Genomic DNA, 25,813 nt, shown 5'->3' on the forward strand with positions numbered 1-25,813 from the left:
GGGTGGTTCAACAAGCCATTTCCCAAATACTCACAGGTTTATACGAGCCACAGTTTAGCGACCATAGCTATGGGTTCAGACCAAGTGGCGGCGCCCATCAAGCACTCAAGAAGTGTAGAGATTACATTACGGGAGGATATAGCTATGCAGTTGACTTGGACTTGGAGAAGTTCTTCGACAAGGTAAAGTAAACGGAATCATGGATAGGAAAACGAATGGCTATTCCATCAAGGAGGAAAATGATGAAATCCCCCTGAAAAGATTCCTTCTATGCAACAGTTGTGGTAAATCGATGAGAGGGTATATTGTAAAAAGTAAAAAGCTGTATTATTACAAGTGCTGCACGATTGGCTGCAAAAATAATAGAAGTGCGAAATGGCTAAATGGGCATTTTAAAAAGATACTTGGTTACTTCAACCTAAGTGCTGAGCCAAGCCTGACAAAACTGATAAGGGAACAGACAGTGGCCACATTCAACAAATTTGCAGGTCAACAGGGAGATGAATGGAAAGTGTTAAAAGATAAGAAAAAGGAATTGGAGAAAAAGATTATGAGGTTGGAAGAGCGCTATATCAATGAGGAGATTGACAGTGAACTCTACTATCGTTATGTAAAAAAATTCAAGCAGGAATTGGATGAAACAGACAAACTTTTGGCGAAATCGTCAAAGAGGGGGTCGAACCTTGAAAAGTGCATTGATTTAGCGATGGATTTCTCCACCAAACTGGCTCAGAAGTGGGATTCTTGTGATTATGTGACCAAACAACAAATCCAAAAATTGATCTTTCCGGAAGGCATATTTTATGACCGAAAAAAAGATGAGTGTCGAACTTCTAGGATAAATTTTGTCTTTTTGTATGTTGCTCATCTACAGCAAGTTACAAGTAAAAAACAAAGAGGCATCCCCGAGTTGAACCTCGATTATGCCTCTTTTGCCGGTCTAGTAGCGGGAACAGGACTTATTTAAACATATTAAAACCAAATGGTTACAGCTTTAGGGGGACAAAATAGGGGGCAGAAGTCAATGGTTTTATGAATTTGAATTGATTTGAATCAAGTTGAAATAACTGATTAGGAATAATTAATTTACATTTAATCCTTCTATTGCCAAAATCACTTGTGGAGAGATTCATGACATATTGAACAAACAGAAACCAACCACTTGATCGGTTCTTTTCCTAGTTTTCTTTTTGCATATCGTTTATGATGAACTTCAGTTGCTGGAGCACCACAATATACACATTGCCAATTATCTCTTCTTAATACAATATAACGTTTTCTTTGCCAGGCATCTGACTTCAGATAAATATTCCTGTAATAATCACGCCTACGTTTTCTTTTTATAGACCATATCAATCGTTTAAATAGCCATACTGCTATTAATGATAGAATTAAAACCAGAGACTGAAAATCCATACTTTAAGGATTAGCTTTATTGAAGAAAGTGTTTTTCTTTAAAATCACCAAATTATGTTCTATTCCCCTAAAGCCTTTGCTTTAGGGGACGGGAATTTAAAATAAGTGTAAATTCTTGCATTCTTTGCACTTCTTGCAGTTTGTGACTATCCTTCTTTGAATCGATGATTTTGAAGTCAATTTACTGCAAGGTTTATGCAAAGAGTGCAAAGATTTTTTATTCAAGTCGTGTCCGTGGTCAAGCCTAAGATCATTAACAGATTTGACCTCTATTAAATATCTACCACTACTATACTTTATTAAATGCACAGACCTTCGTTTTTACACTTCAGCCATTATTTATATGAATCAATCTTGTACTAGGTTTTTTTAGTTTTAATGGTTCCGTTCAATTTTTCATTTTCAAAATAATAAGCACCACTAATTTCTAATCTTCCGTGATACTCAGTTCCGAATGATCGACCGCCAATTATTTGCTTTTCTCCCAATACCGTCCAAACAACTTTTAAATTATTTTTATTTAGAAACTTCAAAAAAGAATGTTTTCTAACAAGCAAATATGATTTCGAATTATGATAAACATTTGGTGCAAAGCATTGTGCCACTTTGGCGTCGTCAACAAATTCCCCTTCTCTTGGACTATATTTTAAATCCATACCCTTATGAATAACGGTACTTGGTTTTAAAAAACTAATAGGTTCTTCTTTTGATTTATCAAACTCTTCCTCCCATAAAAAACTTTGTGCAGTTACATGGACTTCTGCTACATACTCCCTTGATTTCCTGTCATGAACTTCAGTCCATTCAGTGCCTCCATACAATTCAGACATAAAATAGTCCTGAGCAGGTGACCAATAATATTCTCTGCTGAACATTTCGTATCTGTCTCTACTTTCAGGCATCCAACGCCCCATGAATTCCTGTTCGATAGCCCAATCTTTAAATGAGTCGTACTCATCATTTTTAACTAGATAACTTCTGATGTGACACCACAGCTCTTTATGTGGTTGATCCCATTTTTCTTCACCAATTTTTTTCGGTTCTGACCAAGATGGGTAACCCTCCAATACCAACCATTCTTCTCCCAGATCATCTTTAACCTGGATGATTTCTTCCATTTTAGGCAATACATTTGAATCATTCACCCAGCTTTTGTTTGTACAGTCCCAGTTAAATATTTTGTTGTTAACCCACCAGAAATCTCGAGGCTCGTCTTCATCATAACTACCTGTTTCACTAATAAGCAATGTTGGATCAATATCTCTTATGTAAGGGTCCCAAGGACCTTGGTATGGCACTTCTTTTTCCTTTTCAAAACTCCATCTTTCATATTTCTTGAAATTGTCCGAAACTCGCGCTACCATTTCGTAAAGAGCAATCCACTGGTACTTTTTGCCAATTCTTTCAATTGTAGAAGCTCGCCTTTCATATGAATTAGTGTTTCTGTCGTATTCTCCATGTTTTTCTACGTCATAACCATATTTTTCAAAAATCCACTCAACAGCAAGATTACTAAGCTGGTTTGTATTAACATCCCATGAACTTAAAGCACTTTCAAAAGTGTATCTTCCAAAATCTCCGTATCCACCAGTACCTCGACCGTATTCGGTTGTCATTGAACTAAGAATCGAATTCTGAGACCAATAATGCTTTTTGAAGTCCTTAGCGTCATAATCAAATTTGTATTTTTTATCGATTTTCTTATTAGTCACGATTTTGTGAGGAAATAAACTTCTGTATGGAGGTCTTACATCTTCAATATCAAAAGGTAATTCAGTACCCGAGAAACTTGTAAACTCAATTACTCCTCTTGCATAATCACGGAGTAGAACATGCGGATAAACTTCATCTTTATCCTTAAATATGGTTATGTATATATAATCACTTAAGACTGCTAATTCCTCTTTCTTATTTGTTCTCACTGCACAACCGTAAGCAACTGCAAACAAACGATCATAAACGTAAGGGTCGTTAACTCCTTCAAACATTTTTAGGAGCTCTAACAATACATTAAGCCTATTTTGCAATAAACAAATCAATGCTTTTGTGGAACAATCCCTGAGTTTTCTATTGGTGGAAGTGTGAAACCATGACAAGGTAATGCTCGAAAGTAAAACTGATTCATCCGAGATGTGCGATTTGTCCGTTTCGCTCCATGCCCAATCAATAAGCTGTTTTACTGATGATTCATTGTCATATTTGTATTTAAGTAATTGAGTCCAATTTGCATCTCGGTCAGCAAGTGAGAACTTGAGTAAATGATTATGTAAAGAGTGGGCATTGAAGAAATGGTTTGGTATTGCTGTAACCGCAAGAATAGTTTCCCAGAAATAATCATGTGTACCTTGGTAGGATAATGCATGTTCATTTACATATTTCTTTGACTCTTCATTAATGGTATCTACCTTTCTCCAAAGTAAACTTTCAACAAAAGACTCAACAATTGGATATTTATCCTTTAGGTCAGGAATAAGGCTATAAAATTCATACCCTTTGATTTCAGGAATTTGAATTGAAAATGCCTCAATTAGTCCTTTGTACCTATAAACTGCGTTTTCATTTTCTACGTATTTGTAGAGTTTGCCATTTTCTTTGAAATCTTTTTCTAATTCAGGATATTGTTCAAGCAAGTATTGAACAGTTAAATGGTCTTCAAATCGCTCGTAGGCTAAATAAACTCCCTCTTCATAATCATCCGCTTCTTTCCAAAAGAGGTTTTTTGATATTACACCTTCTGTAATTAATTCATCTATAAATCCTATTTTGTCGATAAAACTTGAAATAGCTTCATTGACGACTTCATAAGCTTGTTCATATGGCACATATCTAAGTTCATTGTCAACTTTGCACTTTATTAAAGCATTAATGGATTTAAGTACTAGGTTTAAACTATCTGAGTACCCAACTCTTTTTGGTTTCGATAAAACAATATTGACGTTTTTGACGAAAAAGTTAATTATTGAAGTTATGCCTTGAAGGCCATCTGGGATGCGGGTTAATCCTGCCTTATTAATCCCCTCACAAAATAGTTTTAAGAAGAGTGGGTTTTGAAATTCTGGGTGTAAAAATGGTACACTGGGCAGTTCAATGCTGTAATTGTCAAAAAACAATTTGCTTGCTTCATATTCGATATTCCTAAATCCATAATGATGATGTTCTACTATTTCCAGACTAGACCTTTCTTCTTCTGGAAAAATTAAATTTTTGTAGGAAGTTCTTATAGTGAATACAAGCCCAAGCCATTCATATTTCTTTATATCATTAATGAAGCTTATTACAAACTCATTCCAGAAGTAATTTCCTTTTCCTTCATTGATCGCATCAATAAAAAGAACTATTCTCTTTCCGGACTCTTCGGCTCGTTTATTTAATTTTCTAAGAAAATCTGCTGACTTAGAGTTGATTTGAAGTCTTTTGAAAATTTGTGTCCATGGATCTTCTTCCGTAACAAAATGCTGCCCCAGAAGAAAAACACTTTCATGTTCTTTTCTAATTCTCCTTGAAACTATATCTCCAATCAAATGTGATTTCCCAATGCCAGCTTCACCATCTAATAATAAAAAAGGATTATTCGCAAGTTTGAATGAAGAGCCATGAATTAAATTTTGAAAAGTAGAAAGCTCGTGTTCAAACTCTCTAATGTTTCTTAATTCAGTACCGTATTTATGATAATATTGGTAGTCCTTTTTTTCTTTTTGTACTTTACGTTCTTCCGTTATATAGTAGTTATAAATATCTTGAACAGAGCTTTGAGACTTGTTCAATAAGTCTTCAAAGTCACTTATCGGAATTGGTGCAGTTCCTAAGAAATCAGTATTGTGAAATAAATTCTGTAATTCATCAAATTCATTTTCCAAGCTCTCAAGACTTTCTTTAACTTCAGGTTGATTCTTTAATACCTTTTTCCCTTTTATCAGAAACTGATCAAATTGCTTTGTTACCTTCCTTTTAAACTGATTGGTTCGTCCCAGACCTTCGAATATTTCAGATATTTCAAGTTTTACATTTAGTTCAGGAGTGTATCTTTTCCCTAGGTCATCAATTGATGATTTACATTGCTCCTTGAACCAATCTTGATTAGGTTGAAATGTTAACTCCGACTTAATACCTTCAATCTTGTCATCAATATCCTTTGAAAGGCGGTTGAAAATGTTGCCTGTAATACTTTCAACTGTTACTTCAATACCTGTTTTTTTAGCCTTTATCTCTTGAAGCCATACATATGTAAATAGAAGAAGCAAAATAATAATCAACAGAATGCTCCACCAAGGAAGGCTTATACTTACCCAAAAATGTATTGCTCCCCAAAATACTTCTAGCCACGTATCATTAGCATCTTGATAAAGTTTGGCTGTTACTTTTACTACGAACTCCAGTTTATTCGCGATTTCTCCCAGAATTACCAATGCTAAAGGAACTGAAATGCTCCAATAGGTTTTTCGTAGCCTCAGTTTGAATACCCAAGAAAGTATCCATTCAACAAGAGGCTTTATTTTTTCTAATTTATTCATTCAACTAGTGGTTGCATATAATTATTATTTAGTTTTTAGCCATGCTTTTGTTTGAGAAAAAACCAAATTTTTTAAAAAGAGACTGATAGCTTTTATCGTAAAGATGGCAACTTTTCCAAAGCATAAATTACTTCAAGATTTATGCTTAATGGAGCAAATAACAAAATAAATTGCAGATAATTCTATTACCTCCTCCTAAAATTACGCCTATAAATAAATTACTAACTAATAAGTATATTTAATTAATTTAAAGTGAAATTTAAGTAATATTAAATTTATTTCCCCAAAAGCCTTGTGGCTTCAGAGGAAGAAAAATTTAAAAACATATTACTTTTGCATTCTTTGCACTTCTTTCAGTATGCGATCAAATGGCTTAAAAATGCTGATTTTGAAATAAAATTCCGACAAAATTCCTGCAAAGAGTGCAAAGATTTATTACTAGTTTTTAATCGCTCCAGATCATGATAGTGGTTTTCACATCCTCAATCTCCCTAATCAGATTATTTTCAACGTCATATAATTTACTTTCAATGTCATCCAACTTACTTTCAATATCATAAAAATTCAAACTTAAATCATCAGTATTACCCATGCTATTTATTTGATTTTTTAGTTCATTAATGTCCTGACGTTGATTTAAGATCATTATGATTGAAAAAACAAGAAGCACAATTGTTATTAATTGAAAGCTTGAAGAAATCCAGTTTTTGAATTTAGAAAATCTATTATCCATAATTTCATTAGTTTAATCTAAGCAATTTGACTATCTATGTCAGGTCCTCTTCCCATCCATTGCACTATTTGTTCTACAGAGAAAATCTTGCGCAATAACTTGAAAATATTTTAGATACCGCTCGTAAAACTACCCCTTTCTCAACTCTTAAAAAATACCAACTACAGGGTATTTTTGATCAAATTTTAATGGTTTCGTATAAAAATTTCATTTAACTTCCCCAAAAGCTTTTGCTTCAGGGGAAACAAAATTTAAAATGATGCCCCTTTCTTGCATTCTTTGCATTTCTTGCAGCATGTGGCCATACGGCTTGGAATCGATGATTTTGAGTTGATTTCACTGCAAGGTTAATGCAAAGAGTGCAAAATATTTAGAGGCTACTCTAGCTTCTTCGCATTCTCCAACTCTTCAATAAAGGAATAGACATTTGAAGAGGGATTATTGAAAAGTTTGGATTCTTTGGCTATTTCACAGGCTTTTTTAGAATCTGTATTGAGCTTGTCTGCTAGTTTTTTTTTAATTATTCCTTTTTTGTATGTACTTGTTCTTATTACGATTACACAGCTCTTTAATATATTCATCTCTCGTGATAGTAGCCTTCTGATTTTTGTAATGATATAAAAACTAAAGCTCAATAGAAGTATTAGAGATGATCAACTTGGCATCGTCAATTTCCTTTAATTGATCAATAATCTTGGAAATATCACCGTCATAGAACAAAAAATCCTTATCCTTCGGATCCGTTGGCTTGCCTTGTTTAGTTTTCTTGATGTAACTGGATTTTATAACCAACCTCAAGGGATTGGATGCCGTCAAGGTGGCATTATTGTACAAGAACAGAAAAGTAATAGAAGTACTTTTTTAGCAGAATTTCGAACTTAAATATTTTTTGCTGGACAGCGAGAACGGAACCAAAACCCAAATATGGATGGCGTTAATCCTTAACCTCTTATTTACACTCCTACACAAGCGAATAAAAGACGCGGAGGATTTTTCCACCATGGTTATGGTGGCAGCAAAAAATTCATGTTTATTTATCAGTCTGGAAAAATTTCTTCTCCATACCAAAGTTTACTTTAAAAATAGATTTCAAAAAGACTTTCAGAAAGTACAAACTCAATTATTCCTTACTGGACAGGGGTACTTTTTGAACTCCAACAAAAAGTCCTCTAAAATGATATTAGAGGACTTTTTTCTAATTTCGAAATTTAGTCGGACGACATTAATTTGAAAATAGTGTAATTGGAATTTAAATTTTCATCCATGGAATTTAAATTCTGATTTTAAAATTTCAATAACATCCATAAGAATGATTATTTGCTTATCTTTTTCTTTTATAATTTTTTCTTTTTCAAATATTATTTTTTCATAAAACAATTTTGCTTTTTGTGTATCTAATAAATTAGGAAAAAGCTCACTATCTTGACTATTTATTTTTGAATTATTGTAATTAATTATGGGCAATTGATTAGACAAAAAATATTCTGGCTTAATGTGGTAAAATTCTGCTAACTGCTTAATCCTTTCTAAGGTTAATTTAGTTTTTCCTGATTCGAGATTAGAATAAGTTTTCTGATTAATGTCCAATACATTAGCTACATACTCTTGAGAGAAGTCTTTAGATTCTCTCAGTATTCGCATGATTTTTTGTGCATTTACCATATTTATAAAATTTTAAATCAATAAAATTTAGTTCCTTTTCCTAAAAGGTGTTTCTACTCATCATCGTAACTTATTGATTTACTGAATAAATTTTGAGATTTATTTTTTTTAACTCTAGTCATAACATTATATAAAAGGTGCTTGAACACATTGACACAATTTAAAACGATTCTCTCTATAGGTAAATGTTATTTTGGATTTATTAAAGTTTCTTTTTCTTTACCTTCAGTGCTTTTTATTCTGTAATATGTTCTTTTTGAAATCCCTAGAGCTTCGTATATGTATTGATCTGGAAGAATATTTATGAGGTTTGGGTACGATTTTCTCAATTCATTGAGCTTGCGGTTATTTGGAATACTTTTAAAGCTCATCCATTTATCTAAATAAATATTACAAGATTGGTTAATTTTGACAGCCAAAATTGCTAAACTAGGGTTAAATTTTAATATCTGCTCTTCATCTGATTTTTTAAGTGCACCAAAAACACATTCAGTTAATGCCATGATTTTCAAATCTGTTTTAGCTGAATTTGAATATGAGTTGAAATCACAAGCAATTGAACCAGGAACATAAATTTGTCTACAAATAAATTTATTTTTGACTTTTTGAAATAGCCCAATATATCCTTTCACAATAATTCTGCTGTTTAATTCTACTTCATTTGTACTTTTTAATACTTCATTTTTTTTACAGATTTGTAAAATCATAAAATCAAATACTGGATTTATTTCAGCAAAAGATACTAGATGAATTTTTAGAATTAAATCGTAAATTTCTCTTTTTACATATAGGTTCATATCGAAATTTTTGAATAAAAATTACTTAATCAAAAAAAATTACTCTGAAAATTAAAAAATAGTGTCAAATGACACAATATTGCGCTATTTGTACTATATCCAATACTTTCACAAAAAATTGTGGGAATTTTGATTATCCATTTCCAAAACTACCTTTTTTCCTTAATTATTGAAAAATCCCTATAACAGGAATTCTTGATTAAATTTGAGGGAATTTGAACAGAAAAGTGATTTTATTTTCCCCTAAATCATTTGCAACATGGGAAGAACAATTTAAAATAATTCTTCTTCTGTGGTTTCTTTACATTACTTGGAATATGTATGCATATTGTCTGGAATCGATGATTTTGTGGTTATTTTACTTAAAGATTTCTACAACTAGATTCTAAACATTGCAGATTCAAGTATATCTCTTTTTGAAGATTAGTACCACCACCACTTATTTAGCTAAATCATAGGTTGCTTGTAGTCTTATCCAAAGCTTAGCATAGCCGCCAAATACCTTTTCAATTTTAAAAGCAAGGCTTGGTGTTATGCCAGTTTTACCATTAACTATATTTGTTAAAGTTGAGCCAGATATATCTAAGAGCTTTGCAGCCTTGCTAATTGTTAAACTTCTACCTTCTAAAATTTCCATTTTTAGTATCTCCCCAGGATGCGATAGTTTCATTTCTCTTTTCATAGCAATGTATTTCTTAATAGTCTAAACAAAAAAGCAATTAATTTTATTCATAATTCAGATATTAACAGTCGCTCACATCATATGTAATGGCATTTAATGCTTAAACTTAAACGGATCAAAGTGATGTCTATATGTTAGCATTGAAAATTTCATCTTAAAATTAAAGTGATTTTTTAATTATATAAATGACTACAATTTCCATAAAAAAATTATTTCACCAACTCCTGACTACCATTCAACTCATTATTAATACCTCTACAGGCAATCCCAAGAGCTCGTGAAGGTTTCTGTCCATATTTATAGTCAAAGCTCGCTTAAGATTGAGTACAAGGCTTACAGTAGTCTTACTGCCAATGGCAGAGATTAAGTTTTTATATTTAATCTCTGCCATTTCCATTGCTTCTTTGATAGCAGTAATAGGCTCAGGCAATGCGATAGATTAATGTTCCTTTTCATACTTGTCTATAAGTGTAACCAATAGCTCTGCTTCCATTCCTTCAGGACTATCTGGATTGGCATCAAATATTGAAGAAAGTCTCTTTAAAGCATTTTCATATTCTGCTCCGTGGTGATGATTTTATCCCATTTCATATCTTAGATTTGATTTTACGGTTTAAAACTGACCAACTGTATTGGCATCAACTTTATCATATTCAGCATGCGTGCCGATAAACTTGATAAAGACCCATTGTCTGAGGTAACTGATATGGACAATTAGATGATATTTATTTCTTGTTTTATTAAATACCATCCGATTTTTTTTTGACTGGATCAGAATCAGGAAAGTCTTTGACTACATCCAATGTTTTGTCATTCAGCCCCTTTTGTAATGGATATACATGTTTCTAGGCTAGCTTTAGCATCAGGATGCTTTTCATAGAAATTTACCAAATCACTTAAGGAAATGATATTTTTCGATTAAATCTGTAATTATTAAATTTAAAGACATAAAAAAATTTTCGTTATGAAAACTTTTTAGAGATTTTTTAAACTATAAAATCATTCTAATGTAATACTCGATCTGAAATTTCTTTTGCTATTTCTTCTATTGTGAAACTTGAAGTATTTAAAGCCAACATATCAGCAATGATTGGACTAAATTCCATTACTTCATTTTTGCTGATTTTATGCCAAATTGGTAGAATAACTTTTTCTCCGTTCACTTCTCGTGCAAAAAGTCCATCCAGTTCTCTTTGCGGCCATTCTTTGCTAAAAAAAGCTTCTGATAAAACCACTATTCCGTAGCGCGAATTTCTCAAACCATTATCTATAGAACGCCTGAGACTGTCGCCAACTCTCAATGTGAATTCATCATACCAAACTTTAAGTCCATTTTCTTGAAGTTGTTTTACAAAATCTCTCACAAACTCGTCTTTGTCTTCCGAAGCGTGCGAAACAAAAACATCATAGTTCGTTTGGTCAATGGGTTGAGGCTTCTTCAAAACATCAAATGAATGAATGGATTGCATTTTTTGCTTCTCCATTTCTCGTGTTATTTGCTGTTGCAAAGTCAGTATTTCTTTTTGCTCTTTTTTTGCTTTATCTCGTCCTTTCTGCTCTTCGTTATTTAGCTTGCTTTGCAGGTCATGCTTCTTTTTCTTCTTAGCCGCTAATGTTTTGGACTTGTTTGTTTTATCCTTTTCAAGCTTACTAATTTCTTCATTCTTTTTACTCACTTCTTTCTGAAAAGTGAGAACTCGTTTCAAATCTTTTTCTCTTGAAATCTTAGTTAGAACGTTATGAGCTTCTTTTGATTTACGGCTGATAATACCATTAATAGAATGAATACTTTTCTCAATCGTATTTATTTCACGGTCAACGACTACTATTTGTCTTGCTATATTATCAATGCTCATATCTGGAAATTATATTTATTTATTCAATAACCTTGTTTCGATTCTCCAACCAGCCTTTTTAAAATTATCAATGTGACATGTTACATTTTCTTCCAATGCTGCAAAGCATAATAAATGAGTAGGTCGCGAAAAACCAACATACATCATTTTTAATGCTTCTTTCTTTCTTATATCAATTTCTTTCCCTTTACTATCTCTTTTACCTACAATACAGTTATGACCTTCTAGAAATAATGGCGTAATTATTTTCTCTGTTTCGTATTTGTAATAGGACGTCTCCACGTACATTGTAGCACAATGGGTCTGCCCCTTCACGGAATGTACAGTTCCTACATTTACTTCTAAGTCATCTTCAACTTTCACATCTATTTCTGATTGCAACATTTGCCCATTTGTAAAATCAGTCCCTAAAAAAGCCAAGGTTTCAGAATTGATTTCAAGATTAAACCATTGCTTAAATTTGTTCAAAACAAAATCTTTAATCTTATTGTAAGCTGTTTTTTCATTCCCGGTTTTTGTTTGCCAGCACCAATTATAAAGTTCCTCTTTAAAAAAATCATAATCGAAATCCGAACGCTCCTTGATCTCTTCAATCATTTTACTTTTTGTATAAAACCTATTGATCGATCTTTGCCTCAAAATTGACAGATATGTTTTTCGTTCAAGCCTTAAAATATGTATCAGTCCATTCAGAATGGATTTTCTTATAGCCTCCAAAGTTTGTTTCTTTTTATCATATTTTAAGAGGTGGTCAGACAATGAGTTTAGAAACTCCTTTTTGCCTTCTATTTCTCTGGAATAGGGAACAATATCTTCTAACCTTATTTTATCTTTATTTTTCTCTGTCCGCTCTTCATTCCATTCTCCACTCCAAGCAATTAAGTTGAATTTAGGCTGATTACCATATTTATCAAATATTGGAATTTGCTTGGCTTGCTGATGCTCTTTAATTATTGTTTTGAATAAGGCGGGTAACTCTTTCTTTTTCTCTTTACTGAATACTACTAGTACAGGGGGCACAGGCTTTTCTAATATTCTTTTACCAATTACTTTGTAGGAATCAGGTTTCCTATCTAAAACCAAACAATCTACTATTTGAGCAACTTCTTTGGTTAGTCTGTTTGTGCCTGCTAGTACAAGGTCTATATATTTACTCTGGGCAAAATCTTGGCGTGTTTCCCAAACGCTTTCTACATCGACACTTTTGGAAGGCCCGTAAATTGCTTGGTTTTTATCTCCAATTCGTTGTATAATACTGGAACTAACTTTTGTAAAAAAAATCTTGTCAATAATATCTATCTGATGTTTTAATAAGTCTTGCATTTCATCAATGAAAACATACTTAAATCTTTTTTGTAATAATGTTTTTAATTCGCAGAAATCGTCAATATGCTTTGATGCAAATAAATAGCTATCATCATAACTCAAAATTCCTCTATCCCAAATAGTTGTTTTAACCTTGATAAGATTATCAGTTACCTTTTCTTTTGTCTGATTGTTCCAATCTTGATAATTTTTAGATTTACCTTTTGGCTTTTTGATATCAACCTCTTCATCCGTACTTATGCTTTTAACGATCCTTAGCCTAGGCGCTTCTTCAAATTCTCTAAAAGAATATGTGTATAGCCAATCAATTTTCGGAGTATTGAAAAGATGCTTTACTTCACTTATCACGGTGAAAGTATCTAAGAGCTTTTCACGCTCACTGGAATAAAAATCACTGTCAATTCTGTAGGGTTTTACACCATTTTTATGTATAAATCTTGGTACAGTTAGATATCTATTAATAAAGCTTTGAACTGTGTCAATATAATTTGGATACTGAAAAAGCTTCGGGCAATATTGCTGAAGCTTATCCTTTATTTCATCAATAGCTGCATTCGTATGTGCCAAAACTAGAATTCCAGAGTTATCATCAAACGGTAAATGCTTATTTAAGCAATATAGTTTAGCTAATAAAGCAGTAGTTTTCCCACTTCCAGGCACAGCGAGTAGATCACATATTTTGAGGTTTCTAATAAACGCTATGCGTTCACTTCCTTCATCACCAAATGATTCACCTTTATCAAGTAAAAGGGATTCCGCTTCACGAATATCTTCTATTGAAATCTCAATTTGCCTCATCAGACTTTAGTTTTCTGCAAGCATACTTAATAGCATCTATCAAATACTTTAAATATTCATCTTCCTCATTAATGCTTTCCATTTTTTCTATTTCTATTGCTAATTGGTTAGCAATTGCTGCTTTATCTAGTTTAGAACGCTCTTTGCCAATCAATTTTTGTATCAAAGTATTTTCAAATGTTGTGTTGAAATCAGCTGTTCCACTATGGACAGATTTGACAACTTCTTGAAATTTGTCTGAAATTTTAGATTTGAATAAGCACCATTCTAATGTCCACTCCTTTGCGATAAAAGTGCACACCTTTTGGTCTTTAATTTTTTCTATTAATTTACGCTTCTCCTTTGCTTTTTCCACATCCATTTTGCCATCTATAACTTTAACATCTAAATCAGCGACAACTGAGACAGGCACGTTTAGTATCTTTTTATCATTTCGCTGAAATATTTTTGAATAATGTAAATGAGCTGTACTTCCAACGTTTACTATTGACACTTCATGCTCAACCAAATTACAACCAATTTTCCTAGCTATTGCGGGAATTAGTAGTTCTTCAGACATGCCTTCTACAATAATAACACCTTGAGCAAAAAACAGATTGGACCGTGTGACATCCAAAAAACGTTCAAGAAATCCATAGTTCTTTTTTTCAAGTTTTGTGTATTTATCAGGTTTTATAGGTTCGATAGATTCAGGATCTCCCATAGGATAAACATCATTATCCTTACATAAAATGATGTTTTTAAGATCAACTATTGATGCAAGGTTGGGGCTGTGCGTGGTAAGAATTATCTGAACCTTATTTTCTTTCTTATTACACTGTTCTTGCAGATAATCAATGACTTTAAGTTGTACTTGTGGATGCAAGTGTGCTTCAAGTTCTTCAATTAAACAAAGTCTTAAACCATCCCAATTATCTTTTTTTAGGTGTAGTAGTTCAGCAGCCATAAATAATCTGTTCATAGTGCCAAGACCAAGGTTCTCCTCCCCAACTAAAGAAAGTGAGAGTTTTTCCAGAATATCTTTTATTTCACTTTTCCCAAATGTAAAAAGTGCTTCTTTTTCATTTATAAACTTACCTATCACTTCATCTATCTTATCTTTTATTTCAGTTTTTCCTTCCCCAGCCTTAAACCAATCGTCAACTTCTACTTTGAATTTCTCAAAACTTTGGATTAAAGGATGATGTGAATTTTTTGGATTGCTATTAAGAGATTTATGCCCAATAAGAATTTGTGATAGCCTGGAGTTCTTTTTGGCAGAAAGTTCATTTTCTGCATCTCTCAAAGCTCTTAAATATGTAGCTTTTAAATACTCCCTTGCCTCTGCATTTAATGGGTGGCCATCTTCATCCATACCAGCTTTAACTTCTGAAGGTAATATTCTATCTTCTTTTCTACTGACTTGATATATGAGACGTAGGATGGGTTTAGCCTCTTTTCCTTCGCCTTCCCAACCCAACCATTCAATAAAGTTTTTTGCTTCATTAGATTCTAAACCTTTAAAAATAAGCTCAAAACGTATTTTATCAGCTCTTTCATCTGTATCTTTCATTTTATGGAAATCGGATATTTCAATTTTCATCCATTCATAGGCATGAGTTTTGATCACAAGTTTAATAGCATCAATAATGGTTGTTTTACCTGAATCATTTTGACCAATTAATACATTAAGCCCACTGTTGAAAGGCACTGTTAAATCTTGATACTTGCGAAAATTCTTTAGCTTAAGTTCGTCTAGATACATTTTTCTTCTTTTTCTATGATTTTTATTTCTTCTTCAGTCAAATCAAAAAGTTGATAAAACATTTGGTCAATACGTTGTACAAGTTCTCTGATTTTTTCATTTTCATTATTTGTAGTTGCAACTATGATTTTTCTAACTTCAGAAACAATCTTGTTTTGTTCTTGACTTGTTGCTCGTTTTATGTATGTATTTAAAAGGTTAGGAGCAGAATATAAAAGATATCCACCTGACATTTTTAGTCCATCAAAAAAGCATTCAAATAAATATCGAAAAAGTTTTGAATTCACCCAGCCTAAAATATACTCAGGATGATATTGTTTTGAAAAGGAGTGAATGCAATTTGTGTTTACTGAAGCATATTCTCCTTTTTCATCGTAATATGCTTCAGGTGTAATTGCAATTTTTGCAAGAATTATTTTTGGTCTTGAATATAATTCAAACCGGTTTTTACCTAAAATTTCTTTTGATTTTGGCAAGAATGGCCTTAAATACTTTTTCTTTTTATCTACAAGAGAAGTTTCACCCCAAGTATTAGTAAACTTGTCAATAGTTCCTGTATTAATTAATTTAAAACCTTCACTTTCGTTTATGTATGCGTTAAAATCATCAGCTTCTTTTGCTGTTGAAGTTGCGTTAATTATTCCGCACTTTCCTAGTGGTTCAGATTGGGTAATGATTTTACTTACAATTTCATATTTCTCACTCAAAACAAAGCCAAGAATAAAGTCATTTAAAGAAAATAAATCTTCCGTTTTATAAGTTCTGAATTTGATTGGCTGATATTCATCAATAAAAGTGAATGACTTTAGATTATGATTATTTGGCAACTTCTTAAACAACGTTGTGACTGGATATGTTGATGCTTCTTTAAAAACCTTTACGTTGGAATAATCACCAATATTTAAGATACTTGTTTTGTTTAGCAAAAAATCTCTTAATGCAAAACCATAGCTAGCAGACAAAAATCTATTTGGAGTGATGTAGTTTAGATAACTGTTATCTCTTAAAATAATAAACCCAAGTTCAAAAAAGTATATATATAAATCTACAGATCCTTTTGCAGTCGAGTAGGAATTTTTATAAAAAGCATATTCTTTTTCATGTAAACTCTTTTTCAATTCTATAGCGTTTACATAAGGCGGATTCCCAATCACCGCATCAAAACCTACAAAATCACCCGTATCATTCAGCACCTCCGGGAACTCAAACCTCCATTCAAAGGCATTTTCATAAATCTTATTGTTCTTGATCTCTTCGATTTCGGTAGAAAGCTTCACCAATTCAGTTTCTATCTTTTCTACCCGTTTTTTGGTATCCTTCTTTTGCTTGGCTGATGCCTCAAAAAGACCAGTCTGCATAGTGAGATTATAGAGTTCTCCTCCAAGCTTCGCCTTCCTTTTAATCTTAGGATCGTTGTTGGCAATCTCAGATCGGAAGTCTGACTTGATCTCAGCGATCAGTAGCTCCATTTCTCGCTTTTCCTCTTTATTCTGTGCATTCCGATAAGTAGTCACTGCCATGCGATAGCTGTCTATCGAGAACTTACTTTTCTTCAGTGCCTCACTCAAGTCCGCATCGATAGCAAATCGGCTTACAAGGGAATTCCCACATTTGATATTGATATCAATGTTAGGGAGAGTTTCTAGCTCCGTGGCATTCTTGTAATAAGCATTTTTCAACAACTCAATCCATAACCTCAATCGACAAATCTTCACCGAGTTGGGATTGATATCTACTCCAAAAAGGCAGTTTTCAATGATTGTCTGCTTTTCATGGAACAGGGTTTCTTGGATGCGTTGGCTTTCCTTGTTAGAAGGATTGTATTCAAATAGCTCACCCTCTTCATCAGTCACGATCAATTCATCATTGACTACTTCCACCTGATATTCTTTCAACCGCTTGCCATTTCGGTCTTGCAGGATTTTTAAGTCATTTTTCACTGCAATCATTTCATTGAGTGCAGACACCAAAAAGTGTCCGGAACCCACGGCAGGATCACAGATTTTGATGCTGTTGACGATTTCATTGGCTTGTTTCCGATCTTCTATTTGATCATAGATTTGATCTAGACTTTCTGAAAGTTCAGAACCTTCTGAAATTTTGAATCCTTCTTCTTTGAACTTCTGAACGACAGCTCTCCGAATCGTCTCTCTACACATATACATGGTGATGAAACCCGGAGTAAAGAAAGATCCATCCTTATAGCCATTGATCTTCTCGAAAATCAATCCTAGAACAGAAGCATTGATCAGCGTTTTGTTATCCTCCTGAATATCTTCTGAACCTTCTGAACTGAAATCATAAGCATTCAAAAACTCAAAGAGGTATTCTAGAGTAGACAGTTTGCCTGTTCTTTTCTTTCCCTGCTCGTTTTTCAGCACAGTAGAAGAAATGATCGGAATCAATTTATCATCCCTCAGATTGCTGATAAATAAAGTTGAATGCTCAATATCAGTTGGTTCAAAAAGCGATGAATTGAGATAAGGGACCTTTTCGAAAAGTGCTTTGACATCAGGGTTTCTATCCTCAAATTTCCTTGCCAACACCTGGAAGAAAAGGCTGTTTAGATCATCATAGTTTTTGATCTTGTCAAGACTTAGAAAGGAGTAAGACTTGTCTTCTTTATGATAAGTAAAGAGTTGCGCTTCCAAAAGCTTAAGAAACAGAATCCTGTTGATCCAAGTGATCGAAAGCTCAAGGGCAACATTGAAAAGTCGCTCTTGATGGGTCTTCCCAAACTGAGATGGTTGAGACAATCGGCTGATTTTATCCAAACTATCCAACTGAATGATAGCATCTTCCAGAATACTTCCTGTATTTCTCTCACCTTCCTTATTTCTACCAATCAGCTTTTTACCACCTTCTTTTGTTTCTGTCAGTCCAATAATATGTAACAGTTCACTGTAAAACCGTTTATCAAGGTTATTGCTGTCATTCGAAAAAGGCAGTTTAAGCATGTGTTCCGGTGAAAGCAACTTGAAAAGTGCAATCAGCTTTACATCATCCTTTTTGTCCGCATTTCTGAGCGGTTTATCATAGTTCCTCAAGTCGAAGTACGTAAAAGGTAACTCACCTTCCAGTTTATCAATCTCCCGGGAAGCGATTTCCTTGTAGAAAAAATCCGTTGTATTTCCCGATAACCTACCTTCCTCAAAAGCCTTAAAATCCTTCACCAGAGTCTTGTTCTGCGCAAAAGCTTTTTCAAAAACTGAAGCATCAAACACAAACCATTCATAGATATTGGTCACCACAAGGTGTTTGACTTCAAGGTTATTTTGAGTGATTCTTTCCCTTAGGAAATACAAGATCAATTCATGAAAAGATTTAACATTGAGGCTTTTGATTGATTTAGCTTCGGGGGAAAGAGAAAGCATTTCCGCTCTATTGGTAGGTTTCTTGGTTTCCAAGATCACCCCAACAGGACTTTTGGCATCTTTTCCGTTATGGATAACCATATCATTTCTACCCTTGGTATTGATAGAAAAATCTGGTTCGTAGTACGTTCTTTTAAGAAAGTCAGAGACGAGATTTTTATGAAACTCCTCTGATTCTGATTCATTGATTTGATCAAAAAGTCTGATTAAATTTCCTTTAAAAACCTCAATCTGGGTTCTAACGGGTTTAACTTTTAAAAACGCCTTATTTAATGCCTGTCGTGGTTTAAGAAATTTATGGTCCATTCTCCCTGATTTGTTTTTGAAAAATTCCAACTAACAATTTGCTTGTTTTTGGTCAGATTTGCAATGACACCAAACAGATACTTTAGTTTTTTAATCAAATTTGACAGTCTTTGACTTCAAAATTAGAAGTAAAACAATCTACAATCCTTATAAACTGAATTTCAGAAAGTCATTAAAATTTTAATCTTCAATATTGATGGCTAAACCAATCACTTGAATTCCGGGAACACTTGATTTCCCATCAATGCTGCCTTTGGAAATATTTCTTATTTCAAGCTTGATAATTCCATTAGCATCCGTCCCTTTTGCTTGATAAATAATCTCCTCAAACAAATCGTTGATTTCACAGCTTTTAAAATCATAATCGCTGATTTTATCAAATGAAGTATTGCTCCCTCCATAAACATTGTCATAATCAGCATTTTGAGATCTCCCTTTTCCAGATTTGACATCTGATTTAGGGATAAATCCTTGGTAACAGTCAACCATGATTATTGAAACTGACTTATAGCTTTTTGAAATGTCACCAGTTGTAACAAATATGCCTTCTTTTTCAAATATACTTAAATCTATAACTGATGCATCAAAAGAATATTTATCTAAGACAGCACAACTGTTGAAAAACAATAATAATGACATTATAGAAACAATTTTGATTTGCTTTTTCAATTCCATGATCTTTTTTGTTTTAATAGAACTTTAAAACTAGGTATATTAAAGTGTTAAAAAAATACCAACTACAGGGTATTTTTAGAGGACAGAAGTTTTTATTTTGCATTATTTAGAATCCCTCTGACTTTAATTTAATCCAGCTTGTATGTAAAAGTTATTGTGATAAAAATACTAATTCATAAATATCAACAACATAAACAAGCTATCTTTTGGCGAGATTTAGTGATACAAATTTGATGACCCTAAACTGAAAGTATGTAAAAAACTGTGTGAAAAGTAAAATGTGTGTGTGATAGATAGACGGAAGATGCTAATCTTGAAAATTTATAATTCTCCTTCAGAATTTAATAAATTTCTCAAGTGGTTTATAGATGGGACTATATTATATCCATCATCTGGAAGTTTTAATATTTTGCTAAAAAAATACTTCGCTACAACGGAGGCTTTATAATTAGAAACCCTATTTATGCTTCTTAAAACATATGAGTTTCTAGAAGCATGCACTGCATATCCTTCTAAATTTTCCTGATATCTATATAGGCACTGAGAGAGTACGATCTGCTTTTCAAGACATTCCCTTGCAGTTAAATTACCAGCAGTATATATTAAACTATGTACTTCCCCTATAGTATATCTTCGTACCAAATCTATAAAAAGATTAATCATATTTTTTTCTACAGGTAAGTATCCTTTGAACATATTCTGTTGATCCTTGAGGAAATAAGCTATCGCTTCATGAGCATTTATCTCTTGCCAAAACTCCAAGGCTGGAGATAGTTCTTCTGTTGTAATTTCAAAGCCTTGAGAAAAATTTCGGATTACTCTTTTTAAATCAATTTCGCTATCACTTTCAATATTCAATTTTAGATTTAAATATTTTTTTATTTTTTCAAAATACTCTGGTCTTGTCAATTGAGAAATTGATGACCAGTCGTTATTAGTATCAAAGAAATTTTCAGAAGCGATGATGTTTAAATATTCAGAATTCAAGTAATCATTTGGAGCCAATCTATCAGAATAAGCAGGGAAACCTTTAACTAAGTTTTCGTCTTCACTGATAAACTCATTTATTAAAGCCCCCAAAATTATTTTCTTTTTAAAATTGTAATTTTCGAATATTTGAACACTTTTTTTTGGGAAAATAAAGTCTTTAATTGATTTTGGCTGTCGATTTTCTGCTCTGATTTTTTCAAGATTTTCTAATTTTATTTCCTTACATGTGTTACAAGTACACTGACTACTAATTTGATGACCGCATGAATTGCAATATGGAATAGGTTGTTCTTTTCTTCTGACTTGGGATTTAGACATTCTATTCACCATTAAAGCTTCATTACATAATGGACAATTTTCAGCAAGTTGCTTTGGCGGTAAATAGTCTGAGATGTAGGCTGCCGAAACCTCAATACCAAACTCATGTAAAAGTGACTTGACATTTTCAGAATAATACCGTTCTAGGAATCGCTCGAATTCCTCTTCATTAAAATTGGAAAATGGATTTTTCATAATTATTATTTGTTTGTTAAAAATAATAATTATGCTTAAATTAAAAAATCAATATAAAATATTAAATTAAGATTTAAAAAAAAATATAATTTTTTAATTCGGAAATTAAAAAAAATATGAAATTAAATTTTTTATATAAAGGATTCACTCAATTCGGATATAAAACAATAATAAAGTTGATTTGGATTTAATAGAATTGTGCATTTTGATTTTAACTTAAAAAATGAAAATCAGAAAGTCACCTGTTATTACACCACCCTTTTTTAGCAAACTGATTCAGCAGACAAAAAATGAAGCATAACAAGAACAAGGAAATGGTTAATAGTAAAAAACCGCTATAATTTAATAGCGGTAATAAATTCTAACCTTCTTGTGCCGCTTTCTTAATCGTACTTTCAAGATGAGCCAATATTAACTTTGCCTCTTCAAGAAAGTTGATATAAAAGTCTGGTTGTTCGGGTTTTAGTTTTGTTAGCTCGTTATTGTCACTATTATTACTCAAAGAACTTGACTGTAGGTTGCTTATAATTAAATCAAATAAATCGCCATTGACCATATGGAGGAATGCCATTAATGGGATTTGAAAAATTTCAGAAAGCCGCATTAAATCCTCGGTTGAAATAATTTCTTTTTGTTCGAGTAATGATACTTTCTTCTGGGACCACTCTTCACCTAATTCAAAAGCTAAGGCTTCTTGCTTAATTCCTAGCAATTCTCTGAAGCGCTTAAAGTTTCTACCTTGATGAATTTTGTTCATACTTAACAACGATTTGTTAAGTATGAATTCTAATTTTCTACTAGTTTCCATAATAACCTTGTTTTGATGTATTCTAAAGGTATAATGTTGGCCTAGTAAAAAATCAGTAGTTTAACCCAAGGTGGGTAAAAAAAATGCCCGAATTCGTTTAAATGACAATCTATTGTATGTAAATATTCTACGATCTCCAATTAGAGAGAACTTTTCTTGCATAAGAACTAAATGAATTCAGCATTAATTAGCCCCTATGATTAGTTCACCTACATAGACATCCCACGATTTATTTTCTTCTTTTTTTTCAATATCTGCTCTTGGTCATCAAATTCGTAGATCCACTCTGTAGAAGGTATGGGAAAGAGGATATTAAAAAATAGCTGCTGTTCAAGCTTGACGTTTGGGATAGGATTTATCTGTTCTTTAGGTTGACTTTCCCTCTGAATTCGGTCATTGTTCAACTCTTTTTTGACTTGATTTTGATATTCAAACGTTTCTTCAAAACCTCTTTGGTATCCAAACAAGTTATCAAAAATTTCTTGTGATTGTTGTCTAGATACATTACGATGAAAACCTCCTTTGATAGGGCCAGTCTCAGTGTTTATATGGTTAGTCCATGGTGACAGAGAATATCTTTTTTCTCTATCCATCCTTGATACTAAAATATGAACATGAAAATTAAGACCTGGCTTTTTTTGCTTTGTTTTTTTATCAACTCGATCTTCTTCAATCTTAGCATAATAAACAAGATCATCACCAGTCAAACCTCTTCCAAAGTTCTTAGCATAAGAATCCATATATGCTCTAGTATATTTCTTTAGTTTTTCTTCACTGCAATTAATATGCATAAGTTCTTTCTGGGAAGGACAGATAATTAACATGTAGAATTTCGCTTCTGTTTTCTTGAACTTTTTATGATTTGAATCAATATGTGCTTCCACTCGGATAGGCTCAATATGATCCATAGTCTGGGAAAAAAAACACCTTTTCTCAGAATCTGATTTCCCTTCGTTTTCCTTTTCAAGATATTGCACCTTCTCCGCACAAGATCCTCTGTTGCTTTGGTCTTTTTTATCTCCAAAATCTATATACATCAGCTTGCCGGTTTAAATATTTTCTCATATTCTTCAATGAAGGAGGACAAAATTTCTCTACCCTCTATCCCCAATCTCGGATAGCTCTTACTATTTATATCAGGATAATACTTATTTATATGATCGTAAAACGCTTTCAGAAGATTCCCCATCCTCCTATTGTATTTCTGATTTGTCGCAAGATCGTTTTCAAGTGTTTTTTGCCTGCCTTTTAAGTTTTCTATCAGTTCTAATAGATTTTGAGCTATTTGCTTCTGAGAATTATATATTGCTTTATTTGAATCGAGAACTTCCGATATACTTCCTGACATCCCTCTTAAAGGGCCTTGTTCCATCCGTTTGATGAAAGCCTGTTGATTATGATCTAAAGCTTGGATACTGGCTGCAATTTGGTCTCTTTTTACTTCCTTTGGGTGTATACCAAATTCGTAAATGGATTTGATTGAAAGTTCAGCCACTTCTTTTTTTGTGAGTCGAAACTTGTCGGACATTTGCTCAAGTTGAGTATGAAACTCTTCTGATAATTGAATAGATTTTCTTTTCATTTTTCTAGCTGTTTTTGACTGTACTCTGTAGCCGTAATTGGAACTTTGTAGAAATCTTTCGGCTTAAGAACTATCGCTTCAGCGTAGTTCCCACTTGCTACAGTACAGTCGTTTTTTTTAATGATTAATAAATCCTCATTTCTCTCTGTATTAATTTTGAGAGTACAGAGGTGGTTTTTTATTTTGCTCACATATTTTTCTTTATTTTGATAACTCACTAACATGATTGATTTTAGTACATTTCCTGTTCTTTTCATGGAAACTCGTTTTTGTTTTTCGCAAAATTTTTGTGGTTTTTACCCTTTTACTCATCAATGAAATAAGAATTTCATTTCTGCACTCTTTGCAGAAGGCTTGCAGTAAAATTCACCCGAAATCAGCCTTAACAGGCTGATTTCGGGGTTTGTGCAAGAATTGCAAGGTTTGCAAGAAGTATTAGAGTTTTTCATAAATGCCAGGTCTTTTTGAGACGAATAGTTTTGGGTTATTCGAAAGAAAATAGAAATAAGTCCTTTCAGCTATCCCCAATTTTTCAGCGATTGCTTTACCCTCAGCAGTTTTAAAAATTTTCGGTAGTTTCTTGTAAAGTTCAGCTTGGTATGGCTTTAGGGTTGAAATTGGGTCAGTATTGGTTAAAAAGTCGAGAACCAATTCAGATTGCCCCCTAAAGTATTCCGTCAGTCTAATTGCTCGAATGGTAGTATCCATAGATATCGAACTAATTTCTTTCTGGGTACTAAATGACCAGTCAATTAAATGAAGCGTAAGGCAAAATCTTTGAAAATGAATATCGAATTTTGAATATAATGACGAAACTTCATCATCAGCTTGATCTACTAAGTATTTATTATACACGTTCAGCCACTCAATAGCTAATTTTTTTGCTTCAGGGGAAAAAGGAAAATATTTTTCTTTTCCTCTGACCTGAGAATTGTTAAACACTTTCTTGATTTTTTCATTGTAGGTGTTTATGCTACTTTTTAAATCAATTTCCTGATAAAGTGCTCTTTCTGTTATTTTTGGCCATATAAAGAGAAATCTATCAAATAGACCTGAACCATTAGTTAGAAAAATGGCTAATAGCTTTAGAAGAATTTTCGGTTGAGTAGTTCCTCCAATCATGGAAAAAGGATCAACGATTGGCTCTGCTTCACGGTTAATTCTATTAATTATGAGTGGATCTTGACTCCACATCTCAAGAATATATTCTAAATCACTTCCCGCTCTGTATCTGTTTAGATCGCGAAAAAATCCGGCTAGTTCGTCTCTTACAATAGCTATTCCATGGGGATTATTACCTAATGCTTCAGAAACAGCTTCTATTGTTGCATCTTTAAGAATAGATTGCTTCCTAATAGGAGGTCTTTTTTTATCTTCATCATCGTTGCTATCTTTTAAGCTATTCTCAAATGCCTGTTTTTCTATTTTATATTTGTTATATTCTTTTTTATCATTTTCAACAAAGTACTTCATAGCGAATTTTAAAGCTGCGCTTTTATTAGCCCCTGGATTTCCAATCATGCATAAGAATTGAATTGGCTTTAGGGCTGAACTATTTGGTAAAACCGAAGTTGAGGACGAGTTTCCAATTGCATAGCTAAAAGCGAACAGTATTGAGCCAGATAAATGATCCAGATGAATTCCCTTCCCCTTGGCGATTTCTGAGATAATATTTTGAAGTTCTTGTGGGAAAATATCTATTGGGAATTTACTCGGATTTTCTTTATTTGATAGAGCTGATCGTAAGTCTGGTGTGAGTATTAAATTAGTTTTCATGTTATTTTTTTTTTGGCAATAATTTTCCAGCCCATGATTTTCATGGGAGTTGTTATTAATTAAAGTGAATAAGGGCTAGGTCTGTATTCAGATAATAAACCTTAGCAAGAGAAAGGATCGCCTAAAAAAATATTTCCCAAGTGTCTACGTCAGCTATTTTAGCTGTGCTTTCCCAGAATAGAATCGTCATATTCTTGGAGATTTCGTGAATTTTTGGCAACTTTACGCTGTGTCGCATAAGTGTGTGTGAAATATTTATTAGAC

General features: G+C 32.8%; 22 protein-coding genes. 2 read left to right on the top strand and 20 right to left on the bottom strand.

Annotated elements, in window-relative coordinates; all coding sequences use genetic code 11:
- Positions 1 to 191: reverse transcriptase domain-containing protein (locus MM239_RS10975; RefSeq protein ID WP_241348286.1), on the top strand; the 191-nt coding region annotated here is incomplete at its 5' end.
- A gap of 8 nt (positions 192 to 199) precedes the next feature.
- Positions 200 to 967 (top strand): hypothetical protein, encoded by a 768-nt coding sequence (locus MM239_RS10980; protein WP_241348287.1) that lies wholly within the window; start codon positions 200 to 202, stop codon positions 965 to 967.
- Positions 968 to 1,113: 146 nt separating this feature from the next.
- Here MM239_RS10980 and MM239_RS21200 read toward each other — a convergent pair whose 3' ends face one another.
- From MM239_RS21200 to MM239_RS11075, 20 genes are all read right to left on the bottom strand, one after another.
- Positions 1,114 to 1,416: an HNH endonuclease gene (locus tag MM239_RS21200; protein WP_394801503.1), complete on the bottom strand. Its 303-nt coding sequence runs from the start codon at positions 1,414 to 1,416 to the stop codon at positions 1,114 to 1,116.
- A 359-nt stretch (positions 1,417 to 1,775) separates the two neighbouring features.
- The gene (gene avs2 / locus MM239_RS10985) at positions 1,776 to 5,927 is read right to left on the bottom strand and encodes an AVAST type 2 anti-phage system protein Avs2 (protein WP_241348288.1); all 4,152 of its coding nucleotides are present in this window, start codon (positions 5,925 to 5,927) and stop codon (positions 1,776 to 1,778) included.
- A gap of 445 nt (positions 5,928 to 6,372) precedes the next feature.
- On the bottom strand, positions 6,373 to 6,660 hold the full coding sequence (locus MM239_RS10990) for a hypothetical protein (protein WP_241348289.1): 288 nt from the start codon (positions 6,658 to 6,660) through the stop codon (positions 6,373 to 6,375).
- A gap of 377 nt (positions 6,661 to 7,037) precedes the next feature.
- Positions 7,038 to 7,241, bottom strand: a complete 204-nt coding sequence (locus tag MM239_RS10995) for a hypothetical protein (protein WP_241348290.1) — start codon at positions 7,239 to 7,241, stop codon at positions 7,038 to 7,040.
- 676 nt (positions 7,242 to 7,917) lie between these two features.
- On the bottom strand, positions 7,918 to 8,322 hold the full coding sequence (locus MM239_RS11000) for a helix-turn-helix domain-containing protein (RefSeq protein ID WP_241348291.1): 405 nt from the start codon (positions 8,320 to 8,322) through the stop codon (positions 7,918 to 7,920).
- Between the two features lie 188 nt (positions 8,323 to 8,510).
- Complete coding sequence (locus MM239_RS11005) at positions 8,511 to 9,119, bottom strand: cyclic nucleotide-binding domain-containing protein (protein WP_241348292.1); 609 nt, start codon at positions 9,117 to 9,119, stop codon at positions 8,511 to 8,513.
- A 439-nt stretch (positions 9,120 to 9,558) separates the two neighbouring features.
- Positions 9,559 to 9,801, bottom strand: a complete 243-nt coding sequence (locus MM239_RS11010; protein WP_241348293.1) for a HigA family addiction module antitoxin — start codon at positions 9,799 to 9,801, stop codon at positions 9,559 to 9,561.
- 235 nt (positions 9,802 to 10,036) lie between these two features.
- On the bottom strand, positions 10,037 to 10,231 hold the full coding sequence (locus tag MM239_RS11015) for a hypothetical protein (protein ID WP_241348294.1): 195 nt from the start codon (positions 10,229 to 10,231) through the stop codon (positions 10,037 to 10,039).
- 183 nt (positions 10,232 to 10,414) lie between these two features.
- Entirely contained in the window at positions 10,415 to 10,552 is a 138-nt protein-coding gene (locus tag MM239_RS11020; protein ID WP_241348295.1) for a type II toxin-antitoxin system HigB family toxin, read from the bottom strand.
- 253 nt (positions 10,553 to 10,805) lie between these two features.
- Positions 10,806 to 11,657, bottom strand: a complete 852-nt coding sequence (locus MM239_RS21095) for a toll/interleukin-1 receptor domain-containing protein (protein ID WP_317235633.1) — start codon at positions 11,655 to 11,657, stop codon at positions 10,806 to 10,808.
- 15 nt (positions 11,658 to 11,672) lie between these two features.
- On the bottom strand, positions 11,673 to 13,781 hold the full coding sequence (locus tag MM239_RS11030; protein ID WP_262918625.1) for a UvrD-helicase domain-containing protein: 2,109 nt from the start codon (positions 13,779 to 13,781) through the stop codon (positions 11,673 to 11,675).
- Positions 13,768 to 15,525, bottom strand: a complete 1,758-nt coding sequence (locus MM239_RS11035; protein WP_241348297.1) for an ATP-dependent nuclease — start codon at positions 15,523 to 15,525, stop codon at positions 13,768 to 13,770. Before MM239_RS11035 ends, MM239_RS11030 begins: the two co-directional genes overlap by 14 nt.
- Positions 15,516 to 19,205 carry a type IIG restriction enzyme/methyltransferase gene (locus MM239_RS11040; protein WP_241348298.1) on the bottom strand — a complete coding sequence of 1,230 codons (3,690 nt, stop codon included), beginning with the start codon at positions 19,203 to 19,205 and terminating at the stop codon, positions 15,516 to 15,518. Before MM239_RS11040 ends, MM239_RS11035 begins: the two co-directional genes overlap by 10 nt.
- A 180-nt stretch (positions 19,206 to 19,385) precedes the next feature.
- Positions 19,386 to 19,880 (bottom strand): hypothetical protein, encoded by a 495-nt coding sequence (locus tag MM239_RS11045; protein ID WP_241348299.1) that lies wholly within the window; start codon positions 19,878 to 19,880, stop codon positions 19,386 to 19,388.
- Between the two features lie 321 nt (positions 19,881 to 20,201).
- Complete coding sequence (locus MM239_RS11050; RefSeq protein WP_241348300.1) at positions 20,202 to 21,383, bottom strand: hypothetical protein; 1,182 nt, start codon at positions 21,381 to 21,383, stop codon at positions 20,202 to 20,204.
- Between the two features lie 361 nt (positions 21,384 to 21,744).
- On the bottom strand, positions 21,745 to 22,191 hold the full coding sequence (locus tag MM239_RS11055) for a helix-turn-helix domain-containing protein (protein ID WP_241348301.1): 447 nt from the start codon (positions 22,189 to 22,191) through the stop codon (positions 21,745 to 21,747).
- 209 nt (positions 22,192 to 22,400) lie between these two features.
- The gene (locus MM239_RS11060; protein ID WP_241348302.1) at positions 22,401 to 23,228 is read right to left on the bottom strand and encodes a DUF5712 family protein; all 828 of its coding nucleotides are present in this window, start codon (positions 23,226 to 23,228) and stop codon (positions 22,401 to 22,403) included.
- Complete coding sequence (locus MM239_RS11065; protein WP_241348303.1) at positions 23,228 to 23,773, bottom strand: hypothetical protein; 546 nt, start codon at positions 23,771 to 23,773, stop codon at positions 23,228 to 23,230. The genes MM239_RS11060 and MM239_RS11065 overlap by 1 nt, the downstream gene beginning before the upstream one ends.
- Positions 23,770 to 24,030: a hypothetical protein gene (locus tag MM239_RS11070; protein ID WP_241348304.1), complete on the bottom strand. Its 261-nt coding sequence runs from the start codon at positions 24,028 to 24,030 to the stop codon at positions 23,770 to 23,772. Before MM239_RS11070 ends, MM239_RS11065 begins: the two co-directional genes overlap by 4 nt.
- Before the next feature lie 178 nt (positions 24,031 to 24,208).
- Positions 24,209 to 25,549 carry a DUF3987 domain-containing protein gene (locus MM239_RS11075; RefSeq protein WP_241348305.1) on the bottom strand — a complete coding sequence of 447 codons (1,341 nt, stop codon included), beginning with the start codon at positions 25,547 to 25,549 and terminating at the stop codon, positions 24,209 to 24,211.
- Positions 25,550 to 25,813 lie beyond the last annotated feature (264 nt).

The organism is Belliella filtrata (genome assembly GCF_022549775.1).
GTDB lineage: Bacteria > Bacteroidota > Bacteroidia > Cytophagales > Cyclobacteriaceae > Belliella > Belliella filtrata.